Source organism: Psychrobacter sp. ENNN9_III, assembly GCF_001462175.1.
Classification (GTDB): Bacteria; Pseudomonadota; Gammaproteobacteria; order Pseudomonadales; family Moraxellaceae; genus Psychrobacter.
This window is the reverse complement of the sequence record NZ_LNUO01000086.1, coordinates 1-10,475: the sequence shown is the minus strand read 5'-3', so window position 1 is coordinate 10,475 and position 10,475 is coordinate 1. Positions and strand designations below refer to the sequence as shown.

At 42.8% G+C, this 10,475-nt stretch carries 6 protein-coding genes and 2 pseudogenes; 2 read left to right on the top strand and 6 right to left on the bottom strand.

What is annotated here, in order from left to right:
* Nucleotides 1–76: 76 nt before the first annotated feature.
* The 6 genes and pseudogenes from PENNN9_RS05535 to PENNN9_RS05510 all read right to left on the bottom strand — a co-directional run bounded on the left by PENNN9_RS05535 (nt 77) and on the right by PENNN9_RS05510 (nt 7,552).
* Nucleotides 77–1,108, bottom strand: a complete 1,032-nt coding sequence (locus PENNN9_RS05535; RefSeq protein WP_058368724.1) for a hypothetical protein — start codon at nt 1,106–1,108, stop codon at nt 77–79.
* 132 nt (nt 1,109–1,240) lie between these two features.
* The gene (locus PENNN9_RS05530; protein ID WP_058368723.1) at nt 1,241–1,711 is read right to left on the bottom strand and encodes an acyl-CoA thioesterase; all 471 of its coding nucleotides are present in this window, start codon (nt 1,709–1,711) and stop codon (nt 1,241–1,243) included.
* A gap of 99 nt (nt 1,712–1,810) precedes the next feature.
* A pseudogene (locus tag PENNN9_RS13630) lies at nt 1,811–3,578 on the bottom strand (fatty acid--CoA ligase).
* A gap of 153 nt (nt 3,579–3,731) precedes the next feature.
* A pseudogene (locus PENNN9_RS05520) lies at nt 3,732–4,947 on the bottom strand (3-oxoadipyl-CoA thiolase).
* Nucleotides 4,948–5,041: 94 nt separating this feature from the next.
* The gene (locus PENNN9_RS05515; RefSeq protein WP_143505652.1) at nt 5,042–6,652 is read right to left on the bottom strand and encodes a 3-hydroxyacyl-CoA dehydrogenase; all 1,611 of its coding nucleotides are present in this window, start codon (nt 6,650–6,652) and stop codon (nt 5,042–5,044) included.
* A 123-nt stretch (nt 6,653–6,775) separates the two neighbouring features.
* Nucleotides 6,776–7,552 (bottom strand): enoyl-CoA hydratase, encoded by a 777-nt coding sequence (locus PENNN9_RS05510; protein WP_058368721.1) that lies wholly within the window; start codon nt 7,550–7,552, stop codon nt 6,776–6,778.
* Nucleotides 7,553–7,858: 306 nt separating this feature from the next.
* Between PENNN9_RS05510 and PENNN9_RS05505 the strand changes: the two genes are divergently transcribed.
* Both PENNN9_RS05505 and PENNN9_RS05500 read left to right on the top strand, forming a co-directional pair.
* Nucleotides 7,859–9,013, top strand: a complete 1,155-nt coding sequence (locus PENNN9_RS05505; protein ID WP_058368720.1) for an acyl-CoA dehydrogenase family protein — start codon at nt 7,859–7,861, stop codon at nt 9,011–9,013.
* A gap of 130 nt (nt 9,014–9,143) precedes the next feature.
* Nucleotides 9,144–10,409, top strand: coding sequence for an MFS transporter (locus PENNN9_RS05500; RefSeq protein WP_058368719.1), 1,266 nt, complete (start codon nt 9,144–9,146; stop codon nt 10,407–10,409).
* The last annotated feature ends 66 nt before the right edge of the window (nt 10,410–10,475 follow it).

The window sequence follows — 10,475 nt, the reverse complement described above, 5'->3', positions numbered from 1 at the left end:
CGGGCCCCCTTCTGCCCTTCAAATCTATTAGACTTGAAGGGGTTTTTTATTGAATGTTCAATAAGAACATATTAGCTTAAAACTCATATTTGGCCATTATTTCAACTTGCTGACCTTTTCTTACTTCTAAAGTGGTCCTATCGCTTCTGTCTCTCCACTCAACACCAATATCTAAATCTGGAAAATACTCATAGACAAGGTTAATGCTTTTTACATTCACAGAGGTATCTACCGCATCATCTACATTAATCTCACCATAACGCATGTTGCTCATCAGTTTTTCTGTAAATTTATGCCTATACCCTACTGTGAAGCCAGTTTGTGATACAAGCTTACCGTCTTCGGCATCACAATCTACATTGTCAGTCGATCCAAGGACTCTTCCAACACATACGGTGGAATAGGCGCCCATCCCTTTACCATTATAGACGCTCGCATGTAGTGAATCATTACCCAAATTTAACTTGCCAGCCAAAGAGACACCTACACCTATATCAGAGTCTTCTCCATTTTTGGCCTCACGAGCCGTAACCGCCAAGTTATAGCTAAGATCAGATATATTATCTTTGTAGCTAACAACCATATCCGGCAAATCAGCTTCGTCATCAACAGGTTCTTGCGCTGTAAAACGAAACCCTTTATGAGTATAATGCACCGTCAAATCTGGACGAATATAAGCGCCCCCACCAGAGATAGTGCCCAAACCTGTACCTCGAAAGTCAAGCTGCTCAGTCAAAAGTGGGTAGACCGCTAAGAATTGACCATTCCATGTCTTACCTACGGTCAAATCATCGATTTGAGCATAAGCATGGCGAAGCCGTAAGTCTGAACCGCCATTTGCAGCGTTGCCATAAAAGTCCCCTTCAATAAAACCCGTTAATTTTTTATCCTCTATGTTCTTTGTGGTTTTAAGATTAATCCGAGATTGTCGTCCACTTCCTTTAAACTCAGACTCCCCTTCATCTGGAGAATAAAATATACCTTCCGCTTTAACATAACCACCGATACTTAAAGTAGTATCGCCGTTGGTGACAAGCTCTATCGCTTGTGCCTGTACGCATACCCCCAAGACAGCCAAACCAAAAGACAACTTTTTGATATAAAGCATGACCTACACATTCCTTGTGTTGTTTTAAAATTCACTTAAATTAATTTAAATCCCTTTAAATCTCTGCTGCTACCGTATTTTTAACCCTGTAAATACCAGCACTATCTCCTTATAGAAAAATTGTCTCCTAATTTAGTTAAGACTTTCAAAAGCAGTAATCGCGGCTTTTTTGGTCTCATCGATGTTTTTCTTTTGTCCAGTATCTTTATCAAGATATACCAGCACTGACTCACCGCTCGCGACGATAGTATTCATAGCCGTACTATAATAGGTATATTCATGAATCACGCTGGCATTGCCGATTTTCTTGACTCGAACCCCAATCCATAAGGTGTCGGGATAAGTCACTGGCTTGAAATATTGACAGGATGAGGCTGCCATGACGGAGAAAGTCTTTTCATTGAATAGTTTTAATTGAGTGTTATAGTGAATGCGAGCGTTTTGGGCATAAGTGTAATAGACCACATTATTGACATGACCAAAAGAATCCATATCGCCCCACTCTACTTGCTGAGAATAAATAACCGCAAAACCATGCATGGGATGGTGTTTATCTTTATTCAGCGTCTCTTGTATCTCTGGTAATATCGCTACAGCCTTCATAGTTCTCTCTTCTAGTTATGCCAATGAACACAGGTATTAGTAACAAACATTAAAATTATCAGTAAGCTCAAATGATTTTTTTGCAATTATCGCTATGGGTTAAATCAATTTTTCTGTGTACATCATGCGCATCTTTTTCTTATCGAGCTTACCCACACTGGTTTTTGGCATTTCTGTTAAGAATTTTATTTCACTTGGCACGCCATACTTTGGTAAATAGCCTTTTTCAACCGCTTGATGACCTATCGCTAAAATATCTTCCGCTTTGGTATCGGCATGCTCAGGTTTTAAGACTACTAATGCCAAAGGACGTTCACCCCCATCTTTCATCCGCTACTCCGATTATGGCCACTTCAGCAACGCTCGGATGAAAGGATAAAATATTTTCGACTTCAAGCGAGGATATCCATTCGCCGCCAGACTTAACGACGTCTTTGAGTCTATCGGTAATCTTTAGCGTGCCATCAGGTGAAATACAAGCAATGTCTTGGGTATGCATCCAACCGCCGCGCCATAACTCATTGCCAGCATCGGCATTCTTAAAATAACTTTGGGTCAGCCAAGGCGCTCGCACAACCAGCTCCCCTGTCGACTCACCATCCATTGGTAGGGCTTTGCCATTCTCGTCCCAAATCTCCATCGATACCAGCATAATCGGTGAGCCAGAAAGACAACGATAATTGATCTCTTCTGTCTTTGTCATCGCATTTGTCTGATCACCGAATGCCATTCTGGCAAGGACAGGACAGGACTCTGACATCCCAAACCCTGAGATAAACTCGATACCGCTTTCAAGAGCAGCTTCAGCCAGGCCTTCGTTTAATTTGGAACCCCCTACTGATAACTTAAGGCCGTTAAACTTGCGTCCTCGTGTTGCCATCTCTTTAATTAACATCTGTAAAATGGTTGGGACACCATGTGAGAGGGTCACCTTATGATGTTCAATCAAGTCGACCAATACTTTGGAGACATATCGCCCAGGATACACTTGTTTGAGCCCTATCATGGTTGCCCCATACGGCCAACACCAAGCATGCACATGGAATAATGGCGTCATCGGCATGTAGACATCATTGTAGCGAGCGCCTTGACCTTCGGCACTGAGTGCAGATGCTAGGGTACTCGATAGCGTCTGTAATACGATTTGCCTGTGGGTAAAAAAGACGCCTTTTGGGTCTCCCGTCGTGCCACTGGTATAAAATGTGGTAGCGATGGTATTTTCATCGAAATCTGGAAAATCAAACGCATCACTAGCCGCGGCTAGCATGGCTTCATACTCACCTTCGACATAATCTGGCATGTCAGCTTGCTTAGTTTTTTATATTATCTTCACCATATTTAGTACCATCAAAATTAGCAACATCGAAACCAGCATCATCGAGCCAAATAATTTTCTCAATAGAAGGGGCTTCATGACGATAGTTTTTAGCCATGGGCTCAAATTCAGCATTTAATAACGATAGTTTTTAGCCATGGGCTCAAATTCAGCATTTAATAACAAGGCTTTAGGCTTAGCATGATTGATGGTATAGAGCACTTTATCTTCAGCCAAGCGTACATTTACCGTTTGCAAAATCATGCCAGACATGGGCACGGCAAAATACGCTTCAAGGTAACGATGACTGTCCCAATCCATGACCGCTACTACATCGCCCGCTTGCAATCCCATGTTTTTAAGTACATTTGCCAAGCGATTAACTCGCTTAAAAAATTCAGCATAGGTAAAAGTGACCTTATCGGCATAACTAATGGTTTGCTGAGTAGAAGCAATCTTTGCACGGTTTAGCAGCTGCTTAATAATCAAAGGAAAACCATACGCTTCTTCGGCTTGTTGGTAGTCCTCATGTTGGTTGAGTATGGTTGTCATTATTGTCGTCCTTGATAATAAAAGAGTATGGCGTGGTCATATAGTTGATTCAATTTAAAAGAGGGGCAAGGCAACCGAGTACAGATGTATAGGTAATACTTCAAACGAGGTTAACGCTGTCACTCTTTTATAGTGGATTGACTATAGAAAGAGTTAAACTCGTTCAATCACCATGGCAAGCCCTTGCCCGATACCAATGCACAAACTGACTACCGCGTATTGTCCACCCGTACGCTGTAGCTCGCGCGCCGTACTCAACGCAAGTCTTGCGCCTGAGGCACCCAGCGGATGCCCGACCGCAATCGCCCCGCCATTGGGGTTGACGCGCTGGTCATCAAAGTCAATCTCTAAACCTTTTAGACAGCCGAGTACCTGCGAGGCAAATGCCTCATTAATCTCGATGATGGACATATCATCAAGGGTCAGATTGGCGCGTTTCAATGCCAGTTTAATGGCCTCAACAGGGCCTACGCCCATAATATTTGGCTCAACACCCATAGCGCCAGATGAGATAATCTTGGCGATAGGCTTAAAGCCTAACTTTTCTTCTGCTTGCTTTGAGCCAATAATTAGCGCAGCCGCCCCATCGTTAATGCCCGATGCGTTCCCTGCGGTAACTACGCCATTTTCATTTAAAGGTTTCAGTTTTTGCAGTGCTTCCACAGTAGAGCTGGGACGGGGATGCTCATCTTCTGCTACTACTTTATCCGGCAGTTTTCTGCCTTGAGTGACGGTAATAGGAGTAATCTCTTCATCGAAGAATCCGGCTTGTCTGGCAGCTTCATATTTAGCTTGCGAGCTAGCAGCAAATTTGTCCGCTTCTTCACGGCTAATACCATATTCATGAGCAACGTTATCGCCTGTTTGCGGCATGCTATCGCCGCCAAACTCTTTAATGAGCTGAGGATTGGGAAAGCGAGTACCAATAGTGGTGTCAAATACTTTAAAGTCGCGACTAAAAGGTTTTTCGGTCTTGGCAAATACGAAGGGCGCACGAGTCATGGATTCCACCCCGCCTGCCAAAATGATATCTCCTTCATTGCAGGTAATACTGCGAGCAGCATCAACAACGGTGGATAATCCCGAGGCACACAGACGATTGACGGTCTGAGCTGGCGTTTTTACATCAAGTCCTGCTAGTAAAGTAGCGTTGCGAGCAATATTGCGTGAATCCTCACCCGCCTGGTTGGCACTACCCAGCAACACTTCATCAAAAATATCATCAGGTAATTGATGCTTTTTAACTAAATCTTTAATCACCGTAGCAATCAAATCATCAGGACGTACGGTGGCTAAAGCACAACGCTAAAGCACCAACGTGACGACCAAAAGGGCTTCTTAATCCATTATAAATATAGGCGTCTAACATAACGTTTCCTTGTTGTGTTTTGGTTGTGTTTTAAGAGTTTGCATTATTAAAATATAGCGTTTATTAAATTGGTCTAGCTCTTAGCATCAGCAATCTAGCATTGGCAATTGTTCTGTTGAGTAAATAATGAGATGCCTAGCTTGGCGCGGCGCTGCAACCATGGGCTAGGACGATAGCGCGGGTCACCTGTTAATCCATAGATACGCTCTAAGATAAGTAAAATACGCTCGGCACCAAGCTCATCGCCCCAAGAGATAGGACCATACGGATAGCCCAATCCAAGCTTGACGGCATTGTCGATATCTTCTGGTATGGCAATACCTTGCATCGCAATATCACAACCTAAGTTAATGACCATAGCCACCACTCGCTGCGCTACAAAGCCCGTGCTTTCGGCAATTAGCGTGGCATCGACAGCAGTAGTTGAGCCCTCATCCGAGTGATCATTTAAGCTCTTGGCAAACTTATTACTGCTAGCGAATAGAGCATAAGCTTGCGCCACAAATTTATCCTCTGTAACGATACTTGGCATGAGAGTACGATGCTTGGATAAGTCAGTCAGCATATCAATGGCGACCGCTTGTTGAGGGTTCACTTGATAGCGAATAGCAGCGTTAGTGGTATCCTCGCCGTAAATGGCGAGCAATATTAAGCTGTCAGATTGTGGTTCGTCGTTTTTATCAATAGTGATGTCATTAGCGTTTAGATAATCAACCAGCTGTTTTTTATCTTCTGCTAAATCTGCGCCAATCCAAACCGAGATGTTTGAGGTATCGGAATCTGTCTTATAAGATGATTGTTGATTCGTATTTGATGTCGCTTTTTGAGCGTCTTGTTTTTTATTTTCTGTGTAATGATAAAAGCCCTCACCAACTTTACGACCAAGCTTTTTTCCTATTAGCATTTGACGAGTCAACGGATGCGGACGATAGCGGGGCTCAAAGTAGTATTGATTATAAATTGACTCCATTACTGGATGCGACACATCGATACCAGTGAGATCTAGCAGCTCAAATGGCCCCATCCGAAAGCCAGCGCCTTCACGTAAAATACGATCGATGTCCTCGAAGCTAGCGATCCCCTCGCCTAATATTTTTAAAGCTTCTGTGCCATAAGCTCTGCCGCCATGATTGACAATAAAGCCTGGGGTATCTTTTGCCACCACCCCTAAATGACCCATGCGTTTGGCTAAATCCGTAAGCGTCTCTACAACACGATGGTCGGTAGAGAGTCCCGGAATCACTTCAACGATTTTCATTAGTGGCACGGGATTAAAGAAATGAAATCCTGCCACGCGCTCTGGGTGCTGACAATCAGAGGCAATCGCGGTTACCGCGAGCGATGAGGTATTGGTTGCCAATATGGTTTCAGCAGGAACAATGCTTTCTAGTTGTTTAAAAAGCTGTTTTTTTATCTCCAAATTCTCAATAATCGCTTCAATAACGACATCTACCTCAGCAATGTTGGCTATATCTTCAATCACGGTCAGATTGGACAAGGTAGATTGCAGCTGCTCATCAGTAAATTTACCTTTGGCCGCAAGTTTTTCGAGTGTGGCTTTTAGGGATTGGCGTCCTTGTTCGGCGGCGCCCGCTTTAGCATCAAATAACAGCACTTGAATGCCCGCTTGCGCTGCGATTTGCGCAATACCCATGCCCATGATACCGGTGCCGATAATGGCCAATGATTTAACAGTCATAATAATCCTTTATATGGTCTCGTTACTTTATGAGCTCTTGTTGCTTTATAGGGTCTTGTTGAATGATCTCGTTTTCAAAGTATATTTGCTGTTCTTCTTTATGCTTTGAGAAGTCTATGCTTTGACAAGCTATTGCCCTTTATAGTTTGCGTCACGCTTTTCCAAAAAGGCTTTCGCCCCTTCTTTTTGATCTTCGGTATCAAATAGAATTTGAAAGGCTTTACGCTCCAAAGCCAATGCACCTTGTAATGGCATGTCAACGCCAAGATTGGCAACTTCTTTGATTTGTTCTAAAGCAATCGGTGAATAACCCGCTAGTTGTTCAGCAATCTCAATAGCACGCTTGATAGTCGCCTCATCTTCGACCACTTCAGAGACCAGCCCCATTTGATCCGCCTCGGTAGCGCTTATCATGTCACCTGTTAATATCAGCTTCATGGCTTTATGTTTACCAAGCAAGCGAAACAGCCGCTGCGTGCCCCCTGCTCCAGGCATTAATCCGATTTTTATTTCTGGTTGGCCAAACTTAGCAGATGTGCCCGCGACAATAATGTCAGCGTGCATAGCAAGCTCACAGCCGCCGCCAAGCGCATAGCCATTGACCGCTACGATAATAGGCTTACGACAATTAGTTATAGCATCCCAATATTGCTCACTACGACGTAGATACACATCAACCGTTTTTGCCGTTAAGAAATCATTGATATCAGCACCCGCTGCGAATACTTTTTCGCCACCAGTTAGTACGATAGCCTTGGTTTGTGGGTCATCGTTTAATTGAATAAAAATACTTGCCATTTTTTCACGTAGTTCAGCATTTAAAGCGTTACGAACTTTGGGACGATTGAGTGTTATCAGACTGACACCATTCTCTAACGTTTCACAAATAATGATTGGCTCTTCCATGATGCTGTCCTTTAAATAGTGTCGTTAAATAAAATACCGCAATTTTTGAAATACATTGATAATTATAAAAATTAATACCGCATAGCGATATTTAGGACTAATATATACTGTTTATTTTCCTTTGTGAAGTATAAAATCTACTTAAATTAAGTAATTTTCTATCTATTGAGAAGAAAACTAATTTCTATATACCGCATAGCGGTTATTTAAACCAAAAGTATTGTAATTTAATAAACTATCAACTATGCTATTTATTCAAGGCAGTCTAAAGCCGCTATCAATCTATACCTCAATAAGGAAAATCATATGATCAGAGATAAGGAAGTCCTCGACCACATCGTACAAACGGTCCGTCAATTTGTGAACAATCAGCTGATTCCAAAAGAAGATTGGGTAGCAGAGAACGATCGCCTGCCAGAAGACATTATTAGTCAGATGCGTGAATTAGGGCTGTTTGGTCTTACTATCCCTGAAGCTTATGGTGGACTTGGCCTGACTATGGAGGAAGAAGTCATCGTGGCATTTGAGATGGGTCGCACCTCCCCTGCGTTTCGCTCACTAATAGGGACAAATAATGGTATTGGCTCATCTGGTTTAGTCATTGATGGTACCGAAGAGCAAAAACAAAAATACCTACCTAGGCTTGCCAGCGGTGAGATTATCGGCTCATTTTGTTTGACCGAACCAGAGTCAGGCTCAGATGCTGCATCTTTGAGAACCACGGCTATTAGAGATGGTGATACTTACGTGCTTAACGGTACTAAGCGCTATATTACCAATGCTCCTGAAGCCGGTATATTTACTGTGATGGCACGTACTGATCCACAAAATAAACGTGCTGGTGGCATCTCAGCATTTATCGTTGAGAGTGATACTCCTGGTATTACGCTAGGTAAAATTGATAAAAAAATGGGCCAAAAAGGCGCGCATACTTGTGATGTTATCTTTGATAATTGTGTGGTGCCTGCTGATGCGTTAATTGGGGGCGTGGAAGGTGTTGGTTTCAAAACCGCAATGAAAGTACTTGACAAAGGTCGACTACATATCGCTGCAGCCAGTACTGGAGCTGCAACTCGGATGCTAGATGATGCACTACGTTATGCCGTTGATCGTAAACAGTTCGGCCAACCGATCGCCAATTTTCAGCTGATTCAAGCGATGCTTGCTGATTCAAAAGCTGAGATTTATGCGGCCAAATCTATGGTACTAGATGCCTCACGTCTGCGCGATGAAGGTAAAGATGTCGTGACCGAATCATCATGTGCCAAGATGTTTGCCACCGAGATGTGCGGCCGCGTGGCTGATAGAGCCGTGCAAATTCATGGCGGTGCGGGCTATATTGCGGATTATGGCATTGAGCGTTTTTATCGTGATGTGCGCTTATATCGTTTGTATGAAGGCACTACTCAAATTCAGCAAATTATCATTGCCCGCAACATGATTAAAGAAGCTAGCGAGTAAGTAATATTTATTCGCTGATTAATAAGTATGTACGTTATTAGAGTATTGAGGTGTTTGCTAGGATGCTAATACCACCAAACCCTACCCTTAACTGTAGTCTTCTATTATCACAACAATAAGGATATATATTGTGAAAAGTGCTGCTATAACTTCAAAGCCAGGCTTAGATACTGTACAAAAACAACCTTGGAAATTGGCATTCGTTTTTTGTTTTTTAGTTTTATTATGTGATGGCGCTGATATTGGTATTCTCGCCTTTACGCTTTCAAGCCTAAAGCTAGAATTCGGATTGACCAACGTACAAGCTGGTGCTTTAGGCAGTTGGTCATTATTCGGCATGGCAATCGGTGGATTTTTTGGTGGTTGGGCTTGTGATCGCTTTGGCCGAGTGCGTGTTATCGTGTTTGCGACAGCGCTTTTCTCCTTATTATCTGGTTTTAGTGGATTTGTGCAGAGCTATGAGCAGTTTATAGCATTACGGTTCACCGCTTGTTTGGGTCTTGGTAGTCTATATATCGCGACCAATACTTTGATGTCTGAAATGGTACCTACCCAACATCGAACGACTGTGCTTGCGATGTTGATGACAGGTTTCACGTTAGGGTCTTTAGTGATCACTAGCGTCTCTGCCTGGATTATTCCCAGCTATGGTTGGCGCACCTTATATCTCTTAACGTTTCTACCTATTATTCTCGCAGTAGCGATGTACTTTCTTATACCTGAACCAAATTCTTGGAAAGAGGCACGGGCACTGAAACTCAGTGGCGCAAAAAACTCGCTCCAAAAACCAGAAAACCCTTACAAAGCAATTTTTGAAAATCCCAAACATCGCATTATGTTCATTTTATGGTCCATGAGTTCAGGTTTACTACTCTTTGGTTATTTTGGTGTAAGTAACTGGCTTCCTTCTTATCTAGAGACTGAGCTGGGTATCAAATTTAAGGAGATGGCTCTATATATGGCGGGTACTTATTTGACCATGATGTTTGCTAAATTAGTGGCAGGTATAGTAGCTGATAGAATCGGTCGCAAGATAGTATTCGCTTTTGGCACCATGGGCACCGCCCTATTTATTCCAGTATTGGTCTATATGCATACTCCAGACAATATCGGTTGGTTGATGATAGCCTTTGGTTTCCTATATGGTATCCCTTATGCGATCAATGCCACTTACTTAACGGAAAGCTTTCCTACTGCTATTCGCGGGACTGCTATTGGTGGTGCGTTCAACATTGGACGCCTTGGCTCAGTTATTGCACCTGTTGCCATCGGTTATATGGCCATGCAAAATTCTATCGGTGCAGGTTTATTACTTATGGCAGGCGCATACTTCTTATGTGGTCTTATTCCGACTTTATTTATCAAAGAAAAGCAATACGATCCACAAAAGGCATAATTTTATTCAATACATATACCGCATAGCGAAATAGCTTATAATGGCTGTGTTAAGAATTTTGATGCC

Bases quoted from the DNA above. Each gene is read 5' to 3' on its own strand.
- PENNN9_RS05535 (WP_058368724.1), bottom strand. From the start codon at position 1,108: ATGCTTTATATCAAAAAGTTGTCTTTTGGTTTGGCTGTCTTGGGGGTA.
- PENNN9_RS05530 (WP_058368723.1), bottom strand. From the start codon at position 1,711: ATGAAGGCTGTAGCGATATTACCAGAGATACAAGAGACGCTGAATAAA.
- PENNN9_RS05510 (WP_058368721.1), bottom strand. From the start codon at position 7,552: ATGGAAGAGCCAATCATTATTTGTGAAACGTTAGAGAATGGTGTCAGT.
- PENNN9_RS05505 (WP_058368720.1), top strand. From the start codon at position 7,859: ATGATCAGAGATAAGGAAGTCCTCGACCACATCGTACAAACGGTCCGT.